Annotated in this window: 28 protein-coding genes; 4 read left to right on the forward strand and 24 right to left on the reverse strand. The window is 67.8% G+C overall.

The annotated features are described in order from the left end of the window. Nucleotides 1–10: 10 nt before the first annotated feature. Genes flgH through flgB form a run of 7 tightly spaced genes read right to left on the reverse strand, consistent with a single transcriptional unit; the run spans nucleotide 11 to nucleotide 4908 of the window. Nucleotides 11–676, reverse strand: coding sequence for a flagellar basal body L-ring protein FlgH (gene flgH / locus AC51BJ_RS16520; RefSeq protein WP_496280961.1), 666 nt, complete (start codon nucleotides 674–676; stop codon nucleotides 11–13). Beyond that, on the reverse strand, nucleotides 676–1452 hold the full coding sequence (gene flgG / locus AC51BJ_RS16525) for a flagellar basal-body rod protein FlgG (RefSeq protein ID WP_019918811.1): 777 nt from the start codon (nucleotides 1450–1452) through the stop codon (nucleotides 676–678). The genes flgH and flgG overlap by 1 nt, the downstream gene beginning before the upstream one ends. A gap of 46 nt (nucleotides 1453–1498) precedes the next feature. After that, a complete protein-coding gene (locus AC51BJ_RS16530) occupies nucleotides 1499–2224 on the reverse strand; it encodes a flagellar basal body rod protein FlgF (RefSeq protein WP_496280962.1) in 726 nt (241 codons plus the stop codon). Nucleotides 2225–2236: 12 nt separating this feature from the next. Beyond that, nucleotides 2237–3424 carry a flagellar hook protein FlgE gene (locus AC51BJ_RS16535; protein WP_496280963.1) on the reverse strand — a complete coding sequence of 396 codons (1188 nt, stop codon included), beginning with the start codon at nucleotides 3422–3424 and terminating at the stop codon, nucleotides 2237–2239. A gap of 17 nt (nucleotides 3425–3441) precedes the next feature. Then, complete coding sequence (locus tag AC51BJ_RS16540) at nucleotides 3442–4110, reverse strand: flagellar hook capping FlgD N-terminal domain-containing protein (protein ID WP_496280964.1); 669 nt, start codon at nucleotides 4108–4110, stop codon at nucleotides 3442–3444. A 4-nt stretch (nucleotides 4111–4114) separates the two neighbouring features. Beyond that, the gene (flgC, locus tag AC51BJ_RS16545; protein WP_019918815.1) at nucleotides 4115–4540 is read right to left on the reverse strand and encodes a flagellar basal body rod protein FlgC; all 426 of its coding nucleotides are present in this window, start codon (nucleotides 4538–4540) and stop codon (nucleotides 4115–4117) included. A 2-nt stretch (nucleotides 4541–4542) separates the two neighbouring features. Continuing rightward, nucleotides 4543–4908, reverse strand: a complete 366-nt coding sequence (flgB, locus tag AC51BJ_RS16550) for a flagellar basal body rod protein FlgB (protein WP_425762439.1) — start codon at nucleotides 4906–4908, stop codon at nucleotides 4543–4545. 203 nt (nucleotides 4909–5111) lie between these two features. On the opposite strand from flgB, the gene flgA reads away from it, so the two are divergent. Next, a complete protein-coding gene (gene flgA / locus AC51BJ_RS16555) occupies nucleotides 5112–5846 on the forward strand; it encodes a flagellar basal body P-ring formation chaperone FlgA (protein ID WP_496280965.1) in 735 nt (244 codons plus the stop codon). Here the strand turns inward: flgA and flgJ are convergent. From flgJ to fliE, 17 genes are all read right to left on the reverse strand, one after another. Beyond that, complete coding sequence (gene flgJ / locus AC51BJ_RS16560; RefSeq protein ID WP_496280966.1) at nucleotides 5840–6553, reverse strand: flagellar assembly peptidoglycan hydrolase FlgJ; 714 nt, start codon at nucleotides 6551–6553, stop codon at nucleotides 5840–5842. The two genes, flgA and flgJ, sit on opposite strands and share 7 nt — an antisense overlap. Further along, nucleotides 6540–6959, reverse strand: coding sequence for a flagellar export chaperone FlgN (gene flgN / locus AC51BJ_RS16565; protein WP_496280967.1), 420 nt, complete (start codon nucleotides 6957–6959; stop codon nucleotides 6540–6542). The genes flgJ and flgN overlap by 14 nt, the downstream gene beginning before the upstream one ends. Further along, entirely contained in the window at nucleotides 6956–7231 is a 276-nt protein-coding gene (gene flgM / locus AC51BJ_RS16570) for a flagellar biosynthesis anti-sigma factor FlgM (protein ID WP_496280968.1), read from the reverse strand. Before flgM ends, flgN begins: the two co-directional genes overlap by 4 nt. A 50-nt stretch (nucleotides 7232–7281) precedes the next feature. Beyond that, nucleotides 7282–8268 (reverse strand): flagellar motor protein MotB, encoded by a 987-nt coding sequence (locus tag AC51BJ_RS16575; protein WP_496280969.1) that lies wholly within the window; start codon nucleotides 8266–8268, stop codon nucleotides 7282–7284. After that, complete coding sequence (gene motA, locus AC51BJ_RS16580) at nucleotides 8255–9172, reverse strand: flagellar motor stator protein MotA (RefSeq protein WP_019918822.1); 918 nt, start codon at nucleotides 9170–9172, stop codon at nucleotides 8255–8257. Before motA ends, AC51BJ_RS16575 begins: the two co-directional genes overlap by 14 nt. A 30-nt stretch (nucleotides 9173–9202) precedes the next feature. Beyond that, nucleotides 9203–9916 carry a FliA/WhiG family RNA polymerase sigma factor gene (locus AC51BJ_RS16585; RefSeq protein WP_019918823.1) on the reverse strand — a complete coding sequence of 238 codons (714 nt, stop codon included), beginning with the start codon at nucleotides 9914–9916 and terminating at the stop codon, nucleotides 9203–9205. A 1-nt stretch (nucleotide 9917) separates the two neighbouring features. Then, a complete protein-coding gene (locus AC51BJ_RS16590; RefSeq protein WP_304003132.1) occupies nucleotides 9918–10367 on the reverse strand; it encodes a flagellar basal body-associated FliL family protein in 450 nt (149 codons plus the stop codon). Between the two features lie 5 nt (nucleotides 10368–10372). Further along, a complete protein-coding gene (locus AC51BJ_RS16595; protein ID WP_496280970.1) occupies nucleotides 10373–11419 on the reverse strand; it encodes a flagellar hook-length control protein FliK in 1047 nt (348 codons plus the stop codon). After that, nucleotides 11416–11727 (reverse strand): hypothetical protein, encoded by a 312-nt coding sequence (locus AC51BJ_RS16600; protein WP_430433428.1) that lies wholly within the window; start codon nucleotides 11725–11727, stop codon nucleotides 11416–11418. Before AC51BJ_RS16600 ends, AC51BJ_RS16595 begins: the two co-directional genes overlap by 4 nt. Beyond that, on the reverse strand, nucleotides 11720–12106 hold the full coding sequence (gene fliS, locus AC51BJ_RS16605) for a flagellar export chaperone FliS (RefSeq protein WP_304003135.1): 387 nt from the start codon (nucleotides 12104–12106) through the stop codon (nucleotides 11720–11722). Before fliS ends, AC51BJ_RS16600 begins: the two co-directional genes overlap by 8 nt. A 38-nt stretch (nucleotides 12107–12144) precedes the next feature. Further along, on the reverse strand, nucleotides 12145–13518 hold the full coding sequence (gene fliD, locus AC51BJ_RS16610; protein WP_496280971.1) for a flagellar filament capping protein FliD: 1374 nt from the start codon (nucleotides 13516–13518) through the stop codon (nucleotides 12145–12147). 88 nt (nucleotides 13519–13606) lie between these two features. Beyond that, a complete protein-coding gene (locus AC51BJ_RS16615) occupies nucleotides 13607–14038 on the reverse strand; it encodes a flagellar FliJ family protein (protein WP_430433425.1) in 432 nt (143 codons plus the stop codon). Then, the gene (fliI, locus tag AC51BJ_RS16620) at nucleotides 14035–15345 is read right to left on the reverse strand and encodes a flagellar protein export ATPase FliI (RefSeq protein WP_496280972.1); all 1311 of its coding nucleotides are present in this window, start codon (nucleotides 15343–15345) and stop codon (nucleotides 14035–14037) included. Before fliI ends, AC51BJ_RS16615 begins: the two co-directional genes overlap by 4 nt. After that, entirely contained in the window at nucleotides 15342–16055 is a 714-nt protein-coding gene (fliH, locus tag AC51BJ_RS16625; RefSeq protein ID WP_496280973.1) for a flagellar assembly protein FliH, read from the reverse strand. The genes fliI and fliH overlap by 4 nt, the downstream gene beginning before the upstream one ends. After that, a complete protein-coding gene (locus AC51BJ_RS16630) occupies nucleotides 16052–17089 on the reverse strand; it encodes a flagellar motor switch protein FliG (RefSeq protein ID WP_304000993.1) in 1038 nt (345 codons plus the stop codon). Before AC51BJ_RS16630 ends, fliH begins: the two co-directional genes overlap by 4 nt. Beyond that, nucleotides 17061–18782 (reverse strand): flagellar basal-body MS-ring/collar protein FliF, encoded by a 1722-nt coding sequence (fliF, locus tag AC51BJ_RS16635; RefSeq protein ID WP_496280974.1) that lies wholly within the window; start codon nucleotides 18780–18782, stop codon nucleotides 17061–17063. Before fliF ends, AC51BJ_RS16630 begins: the two co-directional genes overlap by 29 nt. 21 nt (nucleotides 18783–18803) lie before the next feature. Beyond that, the gene (gene fliE, locus AC51BJ_RS16640; RefSeq protein WP_430433421.1) at nucleotides 18804–19148 is read right to left on the reverse strand and encodes a flagellar hook-basal body complex protein FliE; all 345 of its coding nucleotides are present in this window, start codon (nucleotides 19146–19148) and stop codon (nucleotides 18804–18806) included. 332 nt (nucleotides 19149–19480) lie between these two features. On the opposite strand from fliE, the gene AC51BJ_RS16645 reads away from it, so the two are divergent. The 3 genes from AC51BJ_RS16645 to AC51BJ_RS16655 all read left to right on the forward strand — a co-directional run. Then, the gene (locus tag AC51BJ_RS16645; RefSeq protein ID WP_496280975.1) at nucleotides 19481–20323 is read left to right on the forward strand and encodes a flagellin N-terminal helical domain-containing protein; all 843 of its coding nucleotides are present in this window, start codon (nucleotides 19481–19483) and stop codon (nucleotides 20321–20323) included. Between the two features lie 132 nt (nucleotides 20324–20455). Continuing rightward, entirely contained in the window at nucleotides 20456–21385 is a 930-nt protein-coding gene (locus AC51BJ_RS16650) for a hypothetical protein (RefSeq protein WP_496280976.1), read from the forward strand. Nucleotides 21386–21488: 103 nt separating this feature from the next. Continuing rightward, a partial coding sequence (locus tag AC51BJ_RS16655) for a flagellin N-terminal helical domain-containing protein (RefSeq protein ID WP_496280977.1) occupies nucleotides 21489–22216 on the forward strand: 728 nt, incomplete at its 3' end.

Here is a 22216-nt window from a genome sequence, read left to right on the forward strand (position 1 = left end):
CGTTTCATCCTCAGAAGGGCATCAGCGCGCCGACGAAGAAGCGCAGCAGCCAGCCCGGGCTGTTGGCGTCCGCCAGCACGCCTTCGCCGGAATAGGAAATGCGGGCATTTGCCACGCGCTGCGAGGACACGGTGTTGTCCGAACTGATGTCGGACGCACGCACATAGCCCTGAAGGCGCACGGTCTCGTCGCCCTGGTTCAGGTACAGCGTCTTCTCGCCGCTGACGCGCAGCAGGCCGTTCGGGAGCACCTCGTGCACGATGACGGTGATCGAGCCCTGCAGCCGGTTCTGCTGCGAACTGGTCGAGTTGCCCTTGAAATCGGACTGCGCATCGACGCTGACATCGGTCTTGAAGCGCTTGCCGGCGATCACCGTCGGCTGCATCGCGACACCGCTCTCCTTGCCGAAGGTGGTACCGGCCGCCTTGCTCGCCTGCGTCGTTTCCTGCAGCACCACGGTGACCACGTCGCCGGTGCGGAAGGCGCGGCTGTCCGAGGTGAGCGACCACGCCGATGCCGGCTGGAACACGCCGCCGCCCGCTCCCGCCAGCGGCGGCTGTACCGGCGGCGGCAGGCGGTCGGTCTCCGCCAGCGGCGGCGCCTTGTGCTCGAGGCTTGCGCAGGCGGTGAGGCATAGCGGCACGAGCAGCGCGATGAGGCGGGCCGGATGGCGCATCAGCGAACGGCCTGGGCGAGGTACTGCATCATGTTGTCGGCGGCCGACAGCACCTTGGTGTTCATTTCATAGGTGCGCTGGGCGGCGATCATGTCCACCATTTCCTCGACCACCTGCACGTTGGACCCTTCGAGCGCGCCCTGCTTGAGCTTGCCCAGACCTTCCTCGCCCGGGTTGCCTTCGGTCGGCACGCCGCTGGCGGCCGTCTCCTGATAGAGGTTGTCGCCCATCGCCAGCAGACCGGCCGGATTGACGAAGCTCACCAGCGTGAGCTGGCCGACTTCCTGCGGTGCGGCCTGACCCGGCACGGTGACCGACACCATGCCGTTCTCGCCTATCGTGATCGCGGTGGCGTTCTGCGGGATGTTGATTTCCGGAATGATGGGCAGGCCCTGCGCGGTCACCAGCAGGCCTTCGGCGTTCTTCTGCAGCTGGCCGGCACGGGTGTAGGCGATGTCGCCGTTCGGGCGCTGCACCTGCAGGAAGCCGATGCCGGAGATGGCGACGTCCAGCGACTGGCCGGTGGTCTGCAGATTGCCGGTGGTAAACACCTTCTGCGTGGCGACCAGGCGGGTACCGGTACCGAGCTGCACGCCGCCCGGGCTCACCGTATTGTCGTCGCGCTGCGCGCCCGGTTCGCGTTCGATCTGATAGAACAGATCCTCGAACAGCACGCGGTCGCGCTTGAAGCCCACCGTGTTCACGTTGGCCAGGTTGTTGGCGATGGCCTGCAGCTTCGCGTCCTGCGCCTGCACGCCGGTCTTGCTGATCCACATTGCGGGATTCATGTCGTTTCTCCTGTGTCGGCAGTGCTGCCGTTCGTCATTCGCGGATCAGGCGGTTGCCCGTCTCGGCCATCGAATCGGCGGCCTTGTACAGCTTCATCTGCAGTTCGAATTCGCGGTTCAGCGTCATGGTCGCCACCATTTCCTCGACGGCGGACACATTGCTGCCTTCGAGAAAACCGGCGCGCACACGCACCGTCGGGTCGGCCGGCAACTCGTCCTGACCGCGGCTCACCAGCTGGCCGGCCTCGTTCTTGATCACCGTTGCCGGATCGGGGCGCACCAGCTTCAGGCGTTCCAGTGGCTGCATCAGCGGCTGGCCGGGCGGACGGATGGAAATCGTGCCGTCCTCGCCGATGGCCAGTTGCGAGTACGGCGGCAGCACGATGGGGCCGCCCTCGCCCATCACCGCGCGGCCGTTCACGGTCAGCGTGCCTTCGGCATCGACGGTGAGCGCGCCGGCCCGCGTATAGGCCTCGCCGTCGCCCCACTGCACGGCGAGATAGCCGTCACCGGAAATGGCGACGTCGAGGTCGCGGTCCGTCTGCTTCAGCGTGCCCTGGCGGTTGGACACCGAGTCCGCGCGCAGCCGGCCGAGGTGGCGGGCGTCGTAACCGTAGCCCTGCACCGCCTCGCTGACCGACATTTCGAGATCGGCACGAAAGCCGGGCGTGTCCGCGTTGGCGAGGTTGTTGGCGCGCACCTGCTGCGCATGCAGCGCGCGCTCGGCGCCGCTCATCGCGGTATAGATCAGCGCATCCATGGCGGGTCTCTGTTACAGCGCCTGCATCAGCGACTGCATCATTTCGGTCTGCGTCGAGATCACCTTGCTGTTGGCCTGGTAGTTGCGCTGCGCCGACATCAGGCTCACCAGTTCCGAGGTCATGTCGACGTTCGACTGCTCCAGCGCGCCACCGGTCAGCGCGCCGGCCATGCCGGTGCCGGGCGTGAAATAAAGCGGATCGCCGGACAGCGACGAACTGGTCCAGCTGGTGTCGCTGACCGGGGTCAGCGAGGCCTCGTCCGGGAACACCGCCAGCGCGATGCGGCCGACCGGCTCCTTCACGTTGTTGCTGTACTGCGCGATGACCGAGCCGTCTTCGGCGATCTGCACGCCGATCATCGTGCCGGACGCGTAGCCGTTGGCGGCGTTGACCCGCACGGTGGCGTCGCCGCCGAACTGCGTGGTGCCGGTGTAGTCGATATCCACGCTCAGCGCGGCCGCACCCGCCGGCGTACCGAGCGCCAGCGCGACCGGTGCGGCCGGCGTGACCAGCGCACCGCTGGTGTTGAAGTCCATCACCGTCGTCGTCGGCTGTGCCGCGCCGTCGAAGGTGTAGTGGGCGGTGATCTGATTGGTGCCGGTCTTGACGAAGTACTGGCCGACGCTGTGCTTGCCGCCCAGCGAGTCATACACGACCGCGACCTGCGAACTGTTGAAGGTGAGCGGATTGGCCGGATCGAAAGGCGCGGCCGCCGGTGCAGCCCAGTCGGCCGACATGTTGCCGACGTACTGCAGCGTGTCGCTCGGCTTGGCGGGCACCTGGCCGGCGGGCACCTTGAGGTCGCCCATGGCGCCCAGCGTGGTGCTGCCGGACTGCATTTCGTAGCCCTGCAGGCGGCGGCCGAAGGTGTCGACGACGAAGCCGTCCTTGTCGGTCGAGAAGATGCCGACGCGGCTGAACAGCGAGGCGCCGGCGGTATCGCGCGTCACGAAGAAGCCGCGGCCCTGGATGGCCGCATCGAGGCCGCGACCGGTGGTGAGCACACCACCGCCGATGTCTATGCTCTGCGTCAGCGAAGCCACCTCGACGCCGGTCGGTTGGGTGCCGGCATACATCGCGGCGAAGTTGGCGCGGCTGGACTTGAAGCCATAGGTGCCGGTGTTGGCGATGTTGTTGCTGATGGTTTCGAGCTGGGTGTTGATCGCATTGATGCCGGACAGCGCGATTTCATAACTCATGGACCGTATCCTCTCTTTCAGTTGACCGACGTGGCCGGACGGCCGTTGAAACGTGTGATGTAGGCCGGCGACACCTCGCCCAGGCCGGCGACGTTGAGCGCGACGTTGCCGCTGCCGGCCATGCGCACGCTGAGCAGCCGGCCGGCAATCTCGGTGGCCGGCGTCTCGCCTGTTTCCGTCTCGACGCGCAGCGTGTGCGCACCGGGCGGCAGGCCAAGCGCGGCAGGATCGATCTCGAACGGCACTTCGCCGGCCGCCCGGGTGCCCAGCTCGATGCGGCGCTCGACGCCGTCCGGGCCGCTCAGCACGAGTGTCGTGCGCGCGCTCGACGACGTCAGCGTGAAAGCGCCGCTGACCGGCTCGCTGCCGACCTCGACGGTGTCGGTATTCACCATGATTTCCGAACCGACCTGCGCGCCGAGCGCCAGCACCTGCAGGCTGGACAGCACCGACGCGTTGGCGCCGGTCTGCTGGGCAAGTGCCTGCAGCGACTCGACCTGGCTGAGCTGCGTGAGCTGATTGACGAAGTCGCTCGGGTCGGTCGGCTCCAGCGGATTCTGGTTGCGGATCTGCGCCACCAGCAGCTTGGTGAACAGTTCGGTCGGCGAACCCTGTTCGCCGTTCGCCGCCTGCACCGCGTCGGACGCGCTGCCCTGGCTGCCGCCTACTACCTGACTGGTCTGCATGGCCTCACCCTTCTCCGAGTTTCAGAAGGGCCTGCTGCATCGACTTGACGCGACCGAGCACCTCCACATTGGTTTCAAAGGCACGCGACGCCGACATCATGTCGGTCATCTCGGCCACCGAATTCACATTGGTGTAGAACACCATGCCGTCTTCGTCGGCCAGCGGGTTGTCCGGCTCATACACCGAACGCAGCGGCTCGGTGCTCTCGACCACGTCGAGCACCTGCACGCGACCGGCCACCGCCGGCGCGCCGCCGACGTCCTCGCCGCCGAGCAGCGTGGCGAACACCGGCTTGCGTGCGCGGTAGGCGGTCTCTTCCGACCCGGACGCCGAATGCGCGTTGGCGAGGTTGCTGGAGATGGTGTTGAGGCGCACGGTCTGGGCCGCCATGGCCGAGCCGGCGATCTGGGTGATGTCGCGGAATGACATGGCTATTGTCCGGCGATGGCTTTCGCCAGCCCCTTGAGTTTCATGTTGGCGAAGGTGAGGCTGATCTGGAAATCCGAGGTGTTCTGCGAGAAGGCGGCCTGCTCGACGCCGAGCTCGACCGTGTTGCCGTCCTGCGCCGCGTGATAGGGCACGCGATAGAGCGTTTCGCCGCCCTCGCTGTCGAGCGACAGGCCGCCGGCCTCGCCCGCCATCGCCTGCCGCAGGCTGGACGCGAAGTCGACGTCGCGCGCCTGATAGCCCGGCGTGTTCTGGTTGGCGATGTTCTCTGCGATCACCCGCGTGCGCTCGGCACGCAGTTGCAGGGCCTGGCCATGCACGCCGAGCGCCTTCCCGAAATCGATACCCATGTCGGCTCCTGTCTGGATCGCTGACGAGGTGACCGGTGGCGTCGCGACGATGCGACACCGCCGTTCATCCTGTCGGCGTTTATTAAGCGTATGCGTATAGTTCAGGGACACCATCGACAATCCGCCGGCGAACTTGAGGCCCCGGATGCGGATATTTCTCACGCCCGCATTGCTGTTACCTTCACCGGCCACAGGAGACCCCGATGCACCGAAAAACTCATCCGAACAGCATGCGTCACGCACTCGCCGTGGTCGTCGCACTGTCCTGCCTGCCCGCCGCCGCGCAGGCGGACAGCACCGCACAGATCGTCGGCCAGGTTGAGGCAGCCGCCCGGCTTCAGCTCGAGCAGCAGGCCGAGCGCATGGGGCTGACCGACGCACGCATCAGCGTGACCGTGCAGCCGCCCTACAAGCCGCCTCCGCCCTGCGCCGGACGCATCGAGGTCGCGGCGCTGGACGTCAGATCACCGTCGCACCTGCGCTATGCCGCGCGCTGCGCCAGCGACGGCGGCTGGACGCGCAAGGTGCAGGCACGCGCCCGCATCGTCGCCGACGTGGTCGTCGCGGCGACCGATATCGCGCCCGGACATCCGATCGGCGACGCCGACATCGACGTCGACGCGCGCGACGTGACTGCGGTCGCCGATTTCTTCGCCGATCCATTGGAGGTGATCGGCATGACCGGACGCCGTCCGCTGCGCGCCGGCGACCTGTTGCGCAAGCGCCAGCTGGCGGCCGCGCTGCTGGTCAAGCGCGGCGACGCGGTACGCATCGTCGCGCGCAACGAAGGCATCGAAGTCCAAGTGGCCGGCGAAGCGCTTGATGCGGGCGGCATCGGCGACATGGTGCGCGTGCGCAACCTGTCGTCCGGCAACGTTCTGCGCGCACGCGTCACCGGCGCGGGCGACGTCGAGCCGGTCACGCGCGCCGCTCAGTAGCCTCGCGTGCGGATCTGTCCGGCCAGCCGCACCAGCTTGTCGGCATAGGCCGGATCGGTCGCGTAGCCCCCTTGCACCAGCCCGTCGGCGAAGGCCTGCACGTTGTCGCCTGCATTCAGCGCGCCGGTGTAGCGCGGGTTGTCGAGCAGCAGGCGTGCGTAGTCGCGGAAGGCGCCAGCGCCGTCGGCGTAGCTGCGGAAGGACGCACTGACCGACACGTCGGCGCCGTCCAGATGTTCGGTCGTGCGCGCCTCCAGGGTGGCGCCGCGCCATGCGCCGCCCGCCTTGATGCCGAACAGGTTGTGGCTGTCGGTGCCGTCGGCCGCGCGCAGCGGCTTCTGTCCCCAACCGGACTCGAGCGCCGCGTGCGCGATCACCGCCTCGGCAGTGACGCCAAGACGGCGCGCCGCCTCGGCCGCCCACGGGCGGATGCCGGCGACGAAATCGCGCCGCCCGGCCTCGTCCGCCGACGTGTCCGCGGCCGCGGTGCGCGTCGCGTTGCGCAGCAGCTGGGCTTCCGGACTGAGTGTGGCCGTGCTGCCCATGCTGTCGGCAGCACCGGCCGACCCCTGGCGGATGAAGCGGTCGACCTCGGCCGACACTTCGCCGAACAGCGGCGCAAACTGACCGGCGACCCCGACTGGCGCCGCCGGACGGGTCGGTTCGACATTGGGCGCCAACGGCCGCGCCGGTTCAGGCCGGAGCATAGGTCTGGTCCTCGCCGTGCAGCACACGCTGCATGATTTCGTACTGGTCGGTCATCAGCAGGCAGTTGCGCGCATTGAGGCGCTTGCAGTCGGCGACCCGTGCCTGCAGCCCGGTCCACATCGCGCGACAGCGTTCACGGTTGTCCTCCGGCAGTTCGGCGAACACATGTTCCATGCGCCCCTCCGTTCCGTACAGGCCGGCCACCAGACGGGCGCGCAGCCGGCGCCTGGCATCGAGTACCTGCACCGCATCGGTGATGCGGGCCGCCAGCAAGCGCAGCGCCGTCGCGTCGTGACGCAGCGCGGCATCGAACTGGCTGTCGAGCAGCAGGCGCAGCGCGCCGTAGTCCGCCACGTCGCTGAGCACGTCGCGCAGCAGGCGGGCGATGGCCTCGCCGCGCTTCATCCCTTGCTGCCGTGGAAGCGTTCGATCAGGCCGGCCAGCTTGTCCGCGTCGAAGGGCACCTCGCCGCGCGCCAGCGCCTCGCGCAACGCATCGATGCGCGCCTGATCGATTTCCGGCAGTGCGCGCATCGCCTCCATCGCCGGCTGCAGCGTCGACGACTGCAACTTCGCGGGCGACGCCGGCGCGACCGCTTGCGGCGCCTCCGCCGGCCCGTTACCGCTGACCGAACCTGGCGCGTTGACGCCGGCTGCACCGCTGCCTGTGATTCTCATCTGATGTCCTCTCGATCGTGTTCGCATTCAAGCTCACCTGTCCGCGCGATTCAGCGGCCGGTGCCGGCCGACGGCGCCACCAGCTGCGTTCGCAGCTGCTCCAGCGCATCCCGGTCCGGCATGGCCGCGTGCGCGCCTTCGGCAAAGGGCAGCCGCTCGTTCGGCAGACCGTACATCGCCGCCACCAGTTCGGCCTGCCTGCTGGTGAGTATCAACAGTTCGATGCGCCGGTTCACGCCGGCCGTCGCATCTTCGGTATTCAAAGGCGCGCGATCCGCCATGCCGACCACCTGCAGCACGCTGCCGGTCGGCATGCCGCCAGCCAGCAACTGCGAGCGGGCCGTCAGCGCACGGTTGCTCGACAGCGTCCAGTTCGAGAACGCCGCGTGATCGCGATTCGCATACTGCACCGAATCGGTGTGACCGACGATCAGCATCTGGTTCTCCATCTGCGCGAACAGCGGCCCCAGCGAACGCAGCAGCTTGCGGAAGCGCTCGGTGGCGAAGGAGCTGCCGCGGTCGAACATGCCCTGCTGGTCGGTGTCGTGCAGCATCACGCGCAGGCCATAAGGTGTAACCACCGACTGCAGATTGCCTTCGAGACCGGCGTCCGCGCTCATCTTCTTCATCACGCGGGCCAGCGCTTCCATATCGGCAACGGATTCGTAGCGTACGCGCGCGGTGCGCGGCCCGTCCGCCGGTGCGGTTTCGCCGCGCGCCGCACTTTCACCCGGCGCCGACATGCCTTCGCGCGGCGGCATCGGCTCGCGCTCGATCAGGCTGCCGCGCGGACCGCCGAGCGATTGCGCCATCAGGCCGCTGCCCTCGTCGATGCGGCTGCTGTCGGACGCGCGCAGCACCTGCTCCAGCGATTCCTGCTCGCGCGACGCGAGCAGCCACAGCACCAGGAAGAGGCAGAGCAAGGCCAGGCAGAAATCGGCGAAAGCCACTTTCCACGAGCCGCCATGCGACTCCTCGTGTCCCTTTCCGGACACGCGCTTGACGACGGTTGCGCCGTGCGCGTCAGGCTTCGACACGTTTGTCTCCGGCGCGGCGGCGCGGCGTGGCATCCGGATCGCCCGCGCCCTGCATCGCGTTGATCCAGCTTTCGAGGCGGGCGAAGCTGGGCTTGATGTTCAGCTGCACCAGACGACGTCCGGCGTCGATCGCCAGCAGCGGCGGCTTGCCCGATACGTGGGTGACCAGCACCACCTTCACCGACTCCAGTGCCTGCAGTTCCTCGCCGACCAGCTGCTTCATCATGTTGCTGATCGGGTCGAGCACGCCGTAGCAGAAGAAGATGCCGATGAAGGTGCCGACCATGGCCGAACCGACGCGCACCGCGATCTCGCCGGTACCGGCGCCGTCGGCCACGACATTCATCGTCATCACGATGCCGAGCACCGCGGCCAGGATGCCGAAGCCCGGCATCGCCTCGCCGATCTTGCCGAGCGAGCGCGCCGGTTGCGACATTTCCTCGTGGATCGCCTCGATCTCCTGTTCGAGTACACCCTCCAGCTCGTGCGCGTTGATCTTGCCCATCGCCATCAGCCGGAAGTTGTCGACGATGAAGTGCAGCAGCTTGGGTTCTTCGAGTATCAGCGGATAGCGGCGGAACATTTCGCTCTCCTGCGGCGCCTCGACGTGGGCGTCCAGCGCCTTCAGACCGCCGGCCGCGGTCTGCAGCAGTTCATACATCAGCAGCAGCAGCTGGCGCTGGAACTCCTCGCCCTGCTTGCGCCGCAGCATCACCTTGCGCAGCTGCAGCCACATCTCCTTCAGCACGTGACCGGGGTTGCCGAGCACGATGGCGCCGGCGGCGGCGCCGACGATGATGATCAGTTCGATCGGCTCCCAGATCACTGCGAGCTTCCCGCCATGCAGCATGAAGCCGCCGAACACGCTGATCAGGATGATGGCGACGCCTACGATGGACTGCATGATTCGTTTCCTCTTCGTTCTCCCCGGCGGTCAGCCGAGGAATGCCTTCATTTTCCTGAGCGCGCCCTTGTTGATCTGGCAGATGCGCGCCTCGGTCAGGTCCAGCACCGCCGCGATCTCGCGGTAGCTGAGTTCGAATTCGTAATAGAGCTGGATCACGCGCTGTTCGCGCTCGTCCAGCCGGGTCAGCGCCTGGGCCAGGCTGCGCCGGGTCATCAGCTGCTCTTCCGGCGACTGGCCGGCCGCCGCCATCTCGTGCATCTGGCCGACCAGTTCGTCGAAGCTGGCGATGGTTTCGGCGTTCTCCGCCAGCAGGTGCGCCTGGAAGGCGTCGGCCGCAATGCCAAGCGCGGCGCACGCTTCCGCCTCGGTCGGCTCGCGTCCGAGCTGACGGGTCAGCGCACGCACCGCGTCGCGGGTGCGGTGGCTGTCCTGGCGCACGGTGCGCGGCCGCCAGTCCTGCCGCCGCAGTTCATCGAGGATGGCGCCCCGCACGCGCAGCGCCGCGTAGCCGGCAAAACCCTGATCGGGTGTGCCGTAGCGGCGCAGCGATTCGAGCAGGCCGAGCAGGCCGATCTGTTCCATGTCCTCGCGGTCCATCGCTCCGGACACCTGGGACAGCAGCTGGCGCACGATGCGCTTGACCAGCGGCGCGTACTCCACCAGCCAGCGCTGCTCCTCGGCGGCGTCCAGCGTGCGCGCCGCCGCGCTGCTCACCTCGGCGTAGTCCGAATGCATGTCCATGTCATTCAACGATCAGCTTGCCGACCATTGCCTCGACGAAGGGCTTGCTGCGATGCGCCTTGTCGTAGTCTTCCGTGAAAGCACGATTGACCTCGGCCGCCAACTCGTCGATGGTCATCGCGCTGACCTGCTGCGCGGTCATCGACGCCAGCGCGCGCACCGCGATGCTGCGCAGCAGCGGCAGGTGCTCCTTGGTGTCCTTCTCCTTCTCGATCGCCGTGGTGAACACCAGGTCCATCGACATGTAGCGCGTCACGTTCTCCTCCGGCGCGCGTCGCAGCATGACGACCACCTTGTCGAGGCTCACGTACTTCTGCGGCACGGCCTCCTTCGGCACTGCAGCCTGAGCATCGGCGCCGCCGGCGTCCTTCATGCCGAACCACCAGACCGCGCCGCCGCCGGCCGCCGCCAGCACGACGCCGACCACCGCGAAAATGATCGCCTTCTTCATCGGATTCAGCTCCCGTCCGTCGCCAGGGCGAAGCGCGACATCCCGGCCCCGGCCTGTGCTTCGGCCAGTGCGTCACCCGGGTTCTCGTCGTCCCTGCCCTGCTGTTGTTGTCCCGAGCGTGAGCGGCCGTCGGCGTCGCGGCCGTTGGCATCGCGACCGGATTCGGCGACCACCACGGTGACGTCACCCTGCGCATGGCGCTGGCCAAGATCGGCGCGCAGGCTGTCGCCGATGGCGTGGAGCTGTCGCAGCACCTCGCCGTTGCTGGCGCTCAGATGCACCTGCAGCGCACCTCCCACGTCCTGCTGCACGATGATCTCGATGCGGCCGAGCGTCGGCGGGTCGAGGCGGATCACCGCTCGCTCGCCATGCTGCACGGTCTGCAGTTGCAGGCGTTCGCCCAATGCATCGGTCAGCGGCTGCTGCCAGCTCTGCGTTGAGGCCGGCGCGAGCTTCAGTACGGTCTCGGCTGACGCCGGTGCCGATGGCAGGACCGCCGCTTGCAGACCATGTGCCGACTGCAGCGCCGGCTGTACGGTCTCGACGACGTCAGCGCGCGCTCCCTCGGTCGGCAGCGACGGCAGCACAGCGGCAGCGCCGCCGGCAGGCACCACCGGTGCGAGCGCGCGGCCCGCTGCGGCGGCAGAGTCGGCTTGCAGCGGCTGCGACGGCAACGGAAGCAGCACCGCCAGCGCAGAGGCAGGCAATGCCGGGGCTTCGCCCGACTGCACTTCGTCGGCCCCCACGTCGTGTTCGGCGACGCCACTGCTCGCATGCAGCGCGGCCGGCAGCGGTGACTGCGACGGCAGGCGGGCATCAAAGGCAGTGCGATCCGCACCTGGCATATCGGTGTCGGTCCGCTGCGTCGATGCTTCGCCGACGACGACGTCCGGCGACGCTAGACCGAGCGCGCGGAACAGATCGACGAAGGCCTGCGGTGCACTCGTGGCCGACGTCAGCAAAAGGCCGGCCGACGGCGCAGGCAGCGCCGGTGCCGACGTCGGCAGCGTTGCCGGCGCCGCACTGCCCAGGGTGAGGATGTTTTGCGTCATGAGTGGCTACCGGAAAGTTCGAGGTCGTATGCGTAGGCCATCCAGCCGTCACGCCCGGCGCCCAGTTCGGACAGCCGTTCGCCGAGGCGTTCGCCCGCTTCGACGCAGCGTGCAAGCGCGCCGTCGTGTGCCTTGCGCAATGCAAGCAGCGCATCGCGATCTGCCAGAGACAGATCGCGTCGGTCGGCGACGTCCTGCAGCACGGTGGCCAGCTCACGGTCAGCGGCCGCCAGCGTGGCCCAGTCATCACTCAGCGCGGCCACTTCGAGCCGGCGGGCGATGCGGGCGAAGGTATGCCGGTCAGTCATGTCCGTCCGCCAGTCCGACCCAACCGCGGCGCAAGGTGCCGAGCAAGCCGCTCACCTCGTCCAGCGGTGCGGTGTCGAGCTTGATGCCGCCTTCACTCAGGCGCCACGCGCAGTAGTCGTACAGCCAGTCCAGATTGGCCACGACGTCGCCGCCGCTGTCCGGATCGAGCGAACTGGCCAGGCCGTTCAGCATGTCGACGCAGCGGTCGAGGCTGAGCGCCTTCTGTTCGTAGCGCCCGGCTTCGATGTGGGCGCGTGCGCGCGCGATCTCCTCGAGCAGGCCGTCCATCAGGATCAGCACGAGCTGCACCGGGGTCGCGCGCGCCGTCTGCGCATTCAGATTGACGGCGTGGTAGCTCTGGTAGGCGTCGTAGTTCAAGGCATGGGTTTCCGGTTTCGTTGGCGGACAGGCAGTCCTCAGCTGGCCGACGAGCTCGCGAACAGCGCGTCGAACATGCTGGTGGTCTGCCCCATCTGCGACTGCAGCGACTGCAGTTGCGTGAACTGCACGAGATAGCGCTGGTAAGCGTTGTCGTACTGCAGGTCGATACGGGTCTGGCGCGTGGTGAGCGCCTTCTGCTGGCTCTGCACGGTGTCCTTGCGGCGCTGGATCTGGCCGCCGGCGGAGTCGAGCCAGACGTCCATATAGCTGGCGAAGCCACCGAGCAGCCCGCTGCCCGAGGTCGTGCTGGCGCTGCCGAACAGGGTGTCGATGGCGTCCGGATTGGCGGCGATCGCTTTGTCCAGCTTGGTCGAGTCAAGGGACAGCCTGCCGTTGCGGTCGGCGCTGACGCCGAAATCCATCAGGCGCAAGCCGCCGACCTCCTGGCGGACCACGCTGTCGAGCCGATTGCGCAACGACCGTATGCCGGAGTCGGAAGCAAAAGCCGCCGCCGCGACGCCGCTTTCGGCATCGCCGGTGCTGGTCAGCTCGTCCAGGCTGGTCTTCAGCTTGTTGAAGGCATCGATGAAGCTCTGCACATTGGCCGCGGTGCCGCCGCTGTCGCCCGCCACCTTCAGCGTCAGCGGCGTCTCGCCCGCCGTCATCGCGCGGGTGAAGGTCATCGTCACGCCCTGAATGGCGGTGAAGGTGTTCGACGCCTGCTGCAGACGCACGCCGGTACCCTGCGCGCCCAGCCACACGACGGCATCGCGCGCCGCCGTCAGTTCGCTGCCGTTGTCGAGCGAATCCTTGAATGCGCCGGCGGGCAGGCCGCTGGTGTCCAGCGTGATCTGGCCGTCGGCACCTGTTTCGGTCGACGACAGCACCAGCTGCGTCTGGCCGCCGGCGGTCATCACCATCGCCGTGACCTTGCCCTGGTTGCCGCTGGCCTGGTTGATGGCGCGCGCCATCTCGGTCTGCGACAGCGTGCCGTCGGCGTCCATGTCGGCGCCGGAGAAATCGACACCGATGGTTGCACCGCCGGCGAGGTTGATGCTGAGCATGCCGCTCATCGGCACCGGCACCGCCGGCAGATCGGTGAACACCACTTGGTGGGCGCTGGCGACCTGCTCGACGAACAGCGGATACTCGCCCGCCACCGCCCCGGGCGAAGCGCTCGCCGTGCCGACGCCGGTGCTGCTCAGCGTGGCGGTGTTCTGCGTGACGCCCTTCTTCGACGACAGCGTCGACAAGGCGCTGTCGAAGGCCTGCAGCGCACTTTGCAGCTTGGTCAGCGCCGACGTCGTGGCCTGCGCTTTCTTGCTCTGCGTGTCGACCTGGGTCTGCGACGCGCTGATGTAGGCGGTCGCAAGCTGCGAGGCGGTGGTGACGGGATCGAAAGTGCTCATGTCTGGCTCCTGTGAACGGTTAGCGGACGCGTCCACCGTTCAAGGCGACCGGCGTGAACAAAAACTGAAATCGATGCGGAACGGACGCTCACGGCGCACGCCCCCACACCTGGACGGCGATGTCGTCCTGCCGCTTCTGTTCGCTGACACGCGCACCGTGCGCGACCATGCTGCGCTGGCGCAGCAGCACCTGGTCGAGCACTTCGCAGCGTCGTGAAACCAGCGCCAGTTCGCGCCGCGCCAGATCGATCTCGATTTCGTGGGCGGCCAGTTCCTGCCGGTGAACCACCACCATGTCGGCCACCGACTGCTTGTAGCCGGCACTGTTCATCGACAGCAGCGGGTGCAGCGAGCCGGTCTGCGGCACGCCGTCGCACAGCGACTGCAGCCGTTCGATATTGCCCAGATAGCGCTGGCGCAATGCCAGCTTGCCGGCCATGTCGGCCTGCAGGCGGTCCACCTCGCGCTCGCGCACGTCCACCAGTCTCGCCAGCGTGCGGATGGATGTCTTCGTCGTCATGCCGCCAGCTCCTGGATGCGCGCCACGCACTGCGCCATCGGCGCGGCTTCGGCCACGCCCTGGCGCAGATAGGCCTCGATGTCCGGATAGAGCGACACCGCGTGATCGGTCTGCGGATCGGCGCCGGCAACATAGGCGCCGAGCGGGATCAGATCGCGCACCTGCGCATGGCGCGAGGCCATTTCCTTCACCCTGCGTGCGGCATTGAGATGTGCCTTGTCGACCACCAGCGCCATGCAGCGACTGATCGACGCGGCGATGTCGATCGCCGGGTAGTGGCCGCGTTCGGCCAGTTCGCGCGTCAGCACGATGTGACCGTCGAGGATGGCGCGGGCGGTGTCGACCACCGGATCCTGCTGGTCGTCGCCCTCGGCCAGCACGGTGTAGATCGCGCTCATGCTGCCGATCGGGTTCTCGCCGTTGCCGGCGCTCTCCACCAGCTGCGGCAGCAGCGAGAACACTGACGGCGGATAGCCGCGCGTGGCCGGCGGTTCGCCCAGTGCCAGCGCCACTTCGCGCCGCGCCATCGCGTAGCGGGTGAGCGAGTCGACCAGCAGCAGCACGTCCTTGCCCTGGTCGCGGAAATGGGCGGCGATGGAATGGCACAGTTCGGTCGCCATCAGTCGCATCAGCGGCGATTCGTCGGCCGGCGCGATGACGACGACCGCCTTCTTCAGGCCCTCCTCGCCGAGCGACAGTTCGACGAATTCGCGTACCTCGCGGCCGCGCTCGCCGATCAGGCCGACGACGACCACGTCCACCGCGGTCTGCCGGGTGATGGTGCCCAGCAGCACACTCTTGCCGACACCGCTGCCGGCCATCAGGCCGACGCGCTGGCCCTTGCCCAGCGTGAGCATGCCGTTGATCGCGCGCACGCCGACGTCGAGCGGCTCGGATACGCGCTTCTTCTTCAGCGGGTGCACCCGCGGCGGATGCGGGTCGAGCGGATGTTCGCCACCGAGGCGGCCGAGGCCGTCTATCGGTTCACCGAGACCGTTGACCATGCGTCCCAGCCAGGACGGGCCAATCATCAGATCGAGCTTGTCCTGCACCGGCAGCACGCGGGCACCGGTGGTCAGGCCGACCGGCTTCTTGAACGGCATCAGGAAGGACAGCTTGTCGCGGAAACCAACGACCTGCGCATCCAGCCAGCCACCGTCCATCGTTTCGATCTGGCAGCGCTGGCCGGTGTAGAGCGGGCAGCCGGCGCTTTCGAGCAGCAGGCCCGAAGCACCCACCAGGCGACCGGTGGGTGTGGCCACCGGCACGTCGCCGATTTCCAGACGGCGCAGCACGTCGGTGATCATGCGGCCTCCGCAGTGAAGGGGGCTTCGATCGTCGCCGCTGGCGGGTCGGCGCCATCAAGCAGCTGTGCGCGCACCTGTTCGACGCAGGCGGCCAAGCGCTGCGCGCAGCCGGCGTCGGCTTCGTGATCGCCCGCCTTCACCAGGCATTCGCCCAGTTCCAGACGCGGATCGGCGACCAGATGCCAGCGCGCGGCACGCGACGCATCGATGTCGGCAATGCGCTTCAGGTCTTCCGGATTCAGGTGAACCTCGATGCCCTGACGGGTCGGTGGCATCGCCGCCAGCGTCTCGTCGACCAGGGACAGCAGTTGCGCCGGCTGCAGCGCCAGCTCGCAGCGGATCACCTGACGGGCGACGCGCGCCACCAGGTCGACCACTTCCTTGCGCAGCGCGGTCTGGTAGTCCGCCTGCAGACTCTGCAGCCGTTCGAGCATGGCGTCGAGCGGCCGCGCCAGTTGTTCGAACGACGCCAGCGTCTGCCGCAGCGCCTCCTCACGCCCCGCCTGCAGGCCTTCCTGGCGGCCGCTTTCCCGCCCCTCGGCCAACCCGTCGGCATGACCGGATTCGTGGCCGACGCGATAGCCCTCGTCCATGCCCTGACGGAATCCGTCGGCCAGCGACTGCTGGTACTGCGCGGCGGACTGACCGTCCGCGCGGCCGGCGGCGATCTGCGCCAGCGGCGGAAAGCGGTGTGGGCGCACGCCGCTCATTCGACGACGGCCTCGGCGAACAGCTGCACCTCGATCTCGCCAGCGTCCACCAGCGTCTTCACCTGGGCCATGATTTCGCGGCGGGTCTGTTCGATGCGGCTCAGCGGCACCGGGCCGGTGCGGCGCATCGTGTCCTCGAAGCTCTGCGCCTGGCGGCGTGGCATGGTCTGCATGATGGCGTCGCGCACTTCCGGCTCGGCACCCTTGAGCGCGATCGCCCACTGTTCCAGCGGCACGTCTTCGAGCAGGCGCTGCAGCACCGTATCGGACTGGCGCGACAGGATGTAGAAGTCGTACATGCTCATCTCGATCTCGGACACCACCTGCGGATCGCGTGCGCGCAGCTGTTCCACCATCTGCTGCTTGTTGCCGGACAGACGGTTCAGTATCTCGGCTGCCTGGCGCGTGCCCTCGACGCTTGCGCTCTGCGAGCCGAGGCTGGCAAGGCAGCGGTTCACCAGTTCTTCCAGCTCGACCAGCAGTTCGTGGTCGATCTCCTTCAGCCGCGCCACGTTCAGCAGCAGCAGGTCGCGCCCGTCGACTGGCAGCGCGTCGATCACGGCGCCGGCCAGCGCCGGCGGCAGGAAGGCGAGGAACACCGCCTGCATGCGCACGTGTTCGTCGGCGATGAAGTCTGCCAGCCACTTCGGCGACGCCCACTGCAGGCGCGCCATCAGCGGGCGGATGGCGTCGCCGTAGAGGCTGTTCAGCACGCTGCTGGCGATCTCGCCGCCGAGCGCCAGATCGAGCGAGCGCTTCAGATAGGCGCGCGAAGCGCCATGCACACCGCTCTGTTCGCGGTACTCGTCGAAGAAGCGCTGGATCGCGGTGCGCACGCTCTCGACCTTGATGCCGCTCAGGCGCGACATGACGCCGGTCACTTCGAGCAGTTCCTCGCGCGACAGACAGCGCAGCACGCCGGCCGCCGGCTCCTCGCCCATGCTCAGCAGCACGATGGCGGCCTGCTCGAGCGGGCTCAGATTGCTGCCCGACGGGATGATGGGATTACTCAGCGGGTTGTTCGGATCGGCCATTCTTCTGCACCCATTGCTTGACGACTTCGGCGACCCGCTCCGGCTCCTTGCCGGCCAGGACCTTCAGATGTTCGACCAGCACGTCGACCGGGGAACCCGGCGGCGGCAGGTCGTAGTTTTCGAGCAGCGACACCACCGGGCTGCCGTCCGCGGCACCGGCGCCATCCAGCGCCAGCGCGGGCGCCGCGCCGACGGCCGGCGGCACAGCGTCCGGCGTGGCGTCGCGCACCGGAATGTCGTCGTCCTGCGTGGCGGCCGGTGCGATGCGCTGCTGCGCCGAGCGCACCAGCGGACGCACGACGAACAGCAGTGCCAGCAGCCCGCCCACGGCATACAGCAGCCACGACCCCATATCGACGATGTTGTCGCGCTGCGCCCACCAGGCCGGCGCTTCCGGCTGCGCCGGGAAGTTCAGCGAGGACACGACCAGCTGGTCGCCGCGTTCAGCGTTGATGCCCAGGCCATTGGCGAGGATGCGTTCGATGTTCCTGATCTCGGCCTCGCTCCAGCCCTTGGCCGGATCGGCCGCCGCCGCGTTGTTGAGCACGACGGCGACATTGAGCTTCTGCAGCCGGCCGCGGCTGCGCTTGATCTGCGTGATGCTGCGGTCGTAGGCGTACTGGCGGGTCGAGGCGTTCTTGCGCGCGCCAGCGGCATCAGCCGCAGCAGCCGGCGGCTGCTCTCCGGCGGCACCCGGCTGCGCCGGCGCCTGGGCGGCCGGTGCGGCGACCGGGCGGTTGCTGAGCGAACCGGGTACACCGAGCGCGACGCGATTGCGGTCCTGCTCCTCGCGCGTCGCCTCGCTGGTGACGCGCGGCGCCTCGCCATACTTCTCGTGCGTTTCCTCGACGCGGTCGTTGTCGACCTCGGCGGTCACGCTGACGCGGTAGTTGTGCTCGCCCAGCACCGGCGACAGCAGATCGCGCACATTGGCGCGCGCCTCGCTCTGGAAGCGGTGTGCGGCCTCGTTGCCGCCGTGCGTCTCGAAGCCGTCGCTCAGATCGACGCGCGCCGACAGGTAGTTGCCGGCCTGGTCGACCAGGCTGACGCGCTGCGGGTCCAGCGTCGACACGCTGCCGGCCACCAGATTGATGATGGCGGCGATCTGCTCCGGACTCAGCGTGCGGCCGGGCTTGAGGCCGAGCACCACCGACGCGGTGCTCTTCTCGCCGTCGGTGGCGACGAAGGAGGTCGAGCGGGCAATGGACAGATGCACGCGTACCGAATCGACCGCGTCCAGCGTCAGGATGCTCTGCGCCAGCTCACCTTCCAGGCCGCGCCGGTAGCGCACGTCCTGCACGAACTGGCTCACGCCCAGCGGGTCGTTCTGGTCCATCAGTTCGAGGCCCGCAGGCAGTTGCGCGGCCACGCCCTTGGCGGCGAGCAGCATGCGCACCCGGCCGAGTTGGGCGTCCGGCACCAGCACCTGCCCGCTCTCCGGGTGCAGGCGGTAAGGAATGCCTTCGGCATCGAGTACCGACATCATGTCGGCCGTCGCCACTTTCTGTCGGGCGCCGAACACCGGTTTGTAACTGGCCTGGTCCTGCCATAGATACATGAGGACGAGCGCGGTCACGGCGACGGCGATCACCATCAGTGGAACCAGGCTCTTGAGGAAGGCCGGCGGCAGCGAGGGCATGGCCCCGGAGCCGGCGCGCAGGCGTTGCAGGCCGCCGCGTACGGTTGCGATCACGTGAGCTGTTCCGGGTCAGAGTCAGAGAGGCAGCTTGATGAGGTCCTCGACGGCCCCCACAACCTTGTTGCGCACCTGCATCAGCATCGAGAAGGACAGGCTGGCTTCCTGGCTGGCCAGCATGGCGCCGACGAGGTCATCGCTCTGGCCGCTGTCCACCGCTTCCATCCGCTGCGAAGCCTCGTGCTGCATCGCGTCGACGCGCTGCACGGCGTCCTGCATGGCACCGGCAAATCCGGCGCCGTCGCCACCGCCGAACCGGAGTGCCGGCTGGAGCGGCATGGCAGCGCTCGCAACCATGTTCGTGGCATCGGCTTCGATCAGTGCCTTGCTGGCGCCGATCGCGCTGGCGAATTCGTATCCCATACACGCATTACCTGTTTGTCTTGCCGGCAGCGATGCCCGGCAGGTGTTATGTGGCACAGCATGCGCTGCTTAACCGTACGTGTATGTATCGACCCCGCGGGCGAGAACTTTACATGTAAATACAAACTTCATGAACGTCGCAAACCATTGATTAATAACCAATTAAAGGCCACAAGGAAGAATTCACGTGAGAAAGTTCACATGAGGGCGCGGCAAACGCGGCAGCGAAGGGGTGAGGCGGATTTAAGACCGGGTCGGTGTCGGTCGCCTGTCAGGGTGGAGGGCGCATGACGCCCGATCCGCACCCGCCGACATAGACCAGGAGATCTTCCATGCTGAGCCTGCACACCAACGCCGCCGCCCTGACCGCACAGAACTCGGTGGGCGGTACCCAGAAAGCCCTGTCGACCTCGATGACCCGTCTGGGCACCGGCTTCCGCGTCAATTCCGCGATGGACGACGCCGCCGGTCTGCAGATCGCCACCCGACTGAGCGCCCAGACCCGTGGCATGGCCGTCGCCCAGCGCAATGCGCAAAACGGCATTTCGATGATGCAGACCGCCGAAGGCGCCTTCACCGAAATCACCAACATCCTGCTGCGCATGAAGGATCTGGCGACCGAAGCCCGCAATGGCGCGTCGAACACCGACGACAAGACGGCGATGGACGCCGAGTATCAGGAACTGGGCGCCGAACTGGGCAACATCCTGAACAACACTAAGTTCGGTGGTCAGGCCCTGCTCAATGGCGCAGGCTCGCTGCAAGCCGGCGCCATCACCTACCAGATCGGTGCCGCCGCCGCGGAAACGATGTCGGTCGACGTATCGACCGATCTGGCCGCGCTGGTGACCGATCTGACCACGGCCGCGACGCTCGGCGACATCACGACCGCGGCCACCGCGGCGACGGCGATCGGCGACATCGAAGGCTGGATCAACGACGTCGGCGGTGTGCGCGCCCAGCTTGGTGCAGCGTCGAACCGCCTGGACCACGTCTATAACAACCTGGCCAACATGAAGACCAATACCGAACAGGCCCGCGGACGCATCATGGACGTCGACTACGCCTCCGAAACCGCAAACATGACTTCCAAGCAGATGCTCATGCAGGCCGGCACCTCGATGCTCAAGCAAAGCTCCAGCATGTCCCAGCTCGTCATGTCGCTGATGCAGTAACGCTGATGGCCCGCGCGGCCCCGTGGGCCGCGCACCGCAGGTCGAGCCAACCGTGCCCGCCGGACGGTTGGCTCTTTCATATCCGGAGCATTCGCCATGACGATAGAGAGGATTCCGCGTCTCGCCCTGACATTGCCGTTGCGGCGCCCTCCCGAGCGTTTGCCTTCGTCGCTGCCGGCGGACGCCGGCGCGGCCGTCGACACCGCGGACGACGCGGTAGCGTCCCGCCTGCAGGGCTTGTCCCTGCTGGGTCGGCCGCTGGTGGCGGGGGAGCGCCTTGCCGTCCGGGTGCTGTCCACCTCGCCTGCGGTCGAACTTCAGGTCGACGCCGAGGCCCCCGGTCTCCCCGCCCGGCCGTCCGCGCCGGCCAATGAACTGTCGGCGGCGATGCAGCCGGACCAGCTGCTGCTGCGCCATCTGCGCTGGCGCGCGCCGGGCGCGCTGGACCTCGCCACCGCTCTGCGTACCCGAGTGTTCCGGCAGATCACGACCGAACTGGCGCGCGCGGACAGCGCCGCCACGGGTACGCCCTCACCTCCCGGCGAACCGGCACGCGTCGGCGCCCCGCCCCCGCTCCCTCTGCCCGGCAGCGAGCGCTGGATATTCCCTGTGCATCTGACTGACGGTCAGCGGGCCCGACTTTTCGTCGGCGACGTCGACGATGCGAAGCACAGTGCCGCCGTTGCCGCGTCGGCCGTTCTGCTGATCGAAATCGAACTGCCTGGCGAGGGCAGGGTGCAGGTCCGGCTGCAAATTGCCGCCGGCGTGCATCTGCAGTTCCGCATCGATGGCGACCGGGCGGTCGCCCATGTGCGCGACATTCTGCCCGCGCTGGCGGCGGCCCTGGTGCTCGCCGGCACCCGGCTCGCGTCATGCCGGCTGCTGCGCGCGCCCGCCGGCGGACTGCGCACGAGAGGGCTCGACATCACCCGCCCGTCGACACTGCACGCTCACCTGCCGCTGCCGCTGTTCCGCGTCGCCGCCGAAGTGCTGCTCGCACTGACGGGGCTGCACGATGACGGTACGCGGCTGCCGGCGACAAGAACCCTGTCACCGATTTAAGGTCCGGCGCGCCAGCGTCGCCCTGTCCGGATGAGGACATCAAAAGCGCGAATCTTCTCGCGCCGGTGGTCCGAAGCCAGAACCCCCTATCCGGAGATCTTCCATGCTGAGCCTGCATACCAACGCCGCCGCCCTGACCGCACAGAACTCGGTGGGCGGTACCCAGAAAGCCCTGTCGACCTCGATGACCCGTCTGGGCACCGGCTTCCGCGTCAATTCCGCGATGGATGACGCCGCCGGTCTGCAGATCGCCACCCGCCTCAACGCGCAGACCCGCGGCATGGCCGTGGCCCAGCGCAACACGCAGAACGGCATTTCGATGATGCAGACCGCCGAAGGCGCCTTCACCGAAGTCACCAACATCCTGCTCCGCATGAAGGACCTGGCGACCGAAGCCGCCAACGGTGCATCGAACACCAACGACAAGACCGCGATGAACGCCGAGTACCAGCAGCTCGCGGCGGAAATCGGCAACATCATGACGAATACCAAGTTCGGCGGTCAGGCGCTGCTCAAGGGCGCGGGCTCGCTGGGCGCGGCCACCACCACCTTCCAGATCGGCGCCGCCGCCGCGGAAACGATGACGGTGGACGTCGTGACCAAGCTGACCAACCTGGACGCTGCCTTCGCCACCGGCGCCGGCAACGCCACCGCCACCTCGCTCGGTGAAATTCTGACGTCGGCCAACGCGACGGCCGCGATCGGCCAGCTCGAATCGCGCATCAACGAAGTCGGTTCCGTACGCGCCGACCTGGGTGCGGCATCGAACCGCCTCGACCACGTCTATAACAACCTGGCCAACATGAAGACCAATACCGAACAGGCCCGCGG

Source organism: Methyloversatilis sp. S146-33 (assembly GCF_059552495.1).

Excerpts from the sequence above, each read along its gene's own strand:
- motA (WP_019918822.1), bottom strand. The coding sequence starts at position 9,172 with ATGCAGTCCATCGTAGGCGTCGCCATCATCCTGATCAGCGTGTTCGGC.
- flgC (WP_019918815.1), bottom strand. The coding sequence starts at position 4,540 with ATGTCATTCCGCGACATCACCCAGATCGCCGGCTCGGCCATGGCGGCC.
- flgG (WP_019918811.1), bottom strand. The coding sequence starts at position 1,452 with ATGTGGATCAGCAAGACCGGCGTGCAGGCGCAGGACGCGAAGCTGCAG.
- fliD (WP_496280971.1), bottom strand. The coding sequence starts at position 13,518 with ATGAGCACTTTCGATCCCGTCACCACCGCCTCGCAGCTTGCGACCGCC.
- AC51BJ_RS16585 (WP_019918823.1), bottom strand. The coding sequence starts at position 9,916 with ATGGACATGCATTCGGACTACGCCGAGGTGAGCAGCGCGGCGGCGCGC.
- fliH (WP_496280973.1), bottom strand. The coding sequence starts at position 16,055 with ATGAGCGGCGTGCGCCCACACCGCTTTCCGCCGCTGGCGCAGATCGCC.
- AC51BJ_RS16630 (WP_304000993.1), bottom strand. The coding sequence starts at position 17,089 with ATGGCCGATCCGAACAACCCGCTGAGTAATCCCATCATCCCGTCGGGC.
- flgH (WP_496280961.1), bottom strand. The coding sequence starts at position 676 with ATGCGCCATCCGGCCCGCCTCATCGCGCTGCTCGTGCCGCTATGCCTC.
- AC51BJ_RS16615 (WP_430433425.1), bottom strand. The coding sequence starts at position 14,038 with ATGACGACGAAGACATCCATCCGCACGCTGGCGAGACTGGTGGACGTG.
- AC51BJ_RS16595 (WP_496280970.1), bottom strand. The coding sequence starts at position 11,419 with ATGACGCAAAACATCCTCACCCTGGGCAGTGCGGCGCCGGCAACGCTG.
- flgA (WP_496280965.1), top strand. The coding sequence starts at position 5,112 with ATGCACCGAAAAACTCATCCGAACAGCATGCGTCACGCACTCGCCGTG.
- AC51BJ_RS16600 (WP_430433428.1), bottom strand. The coding sequence starts at position 11,727 with ATGACTGACCGGCATACCTTCGCCCGCATCGCCCGCCGGCTCGAAGTG.
- flgB (WP_425762439.1), bottom strand. The coding sequence starts at position 4,908 with ATGGGTATCGATTTCGGGAAGGCGCTCGGCGTGCATGGCCAGGCCCTG.
- flgJ (WP_496280966.1), bottom strand. The coding sequence starts at position 6,553 with ATGCTCCGGCCTGAACCGGCGCGGCCGTTGGCGCCCAATGTCGAACCG.
- flgM (WP_496280968.1), bottom strand. The coding sequence starts at position 7,231 with ATGAGAATCACAGGCAGCGGTGCAGCCGGCGTCAACGCGCCAGGTTCG.
- AC51BJ_RS16590 (WP_304003132.1), bottom strand. The coding sequence starts at position 10,367 with ATGAAGAAGGCGATCATTTTCGCGGTGGTCGGCGTCGTGCTGGCGGCG.
- fliE (WP_430433421.1), bottom strand. The coding sequence starts at position 19,148 with ATGGGATACGAATTCGCCAGCGCGATCGGCGCCAGCAAGGCACTGATC.
- AC51BJ_RS16530 (WP_496280962.1), bottom strand. The coding sequence starts at position 2,224 with ATGGATGCGCTGATCTATACCGCGATGAGCGGCGCCGAGCGCGCGCTG.
- AC51BJ_RS16535 (WP_496280963.1), bottom strand. The coding sequence starts at position 3,424 with ATGAGTTATGAAATCGCGCTGTCCGGCATCAATGCGATCAACACCCAG.
- AC51BJ_RS16540 (WP_496280964.1), bottom strand. The coding sequence starts at position 4,110 with ATGCAGACCAGTCAGGTAGTAGGCGGCAGCCAGGGCAGCGCGTCCGAC.
- fliI (WP_496280972.1), bottom strand. The coding sequence starts at position 15,345 with ATGATCACCGACGTGCTGCGCCGTCTGGAAATCGGCGACGTGCCGGTG.
- AC51BJ_RS16645 (WP_496280975.1), top strand. The coding sequence starts at position 19,481 with ATGCTGAGCCTGCACACCAACGCCGCCGCCCTGACCGCACAGAACTCG.
- flgN (WP_496280967.1), bottom strand. The coding sequence starts at position 6,959 with ATGAAGCGCGGCGAGGCCATCGCCCGCCTGCTGCGCGACGTGCTCAGC.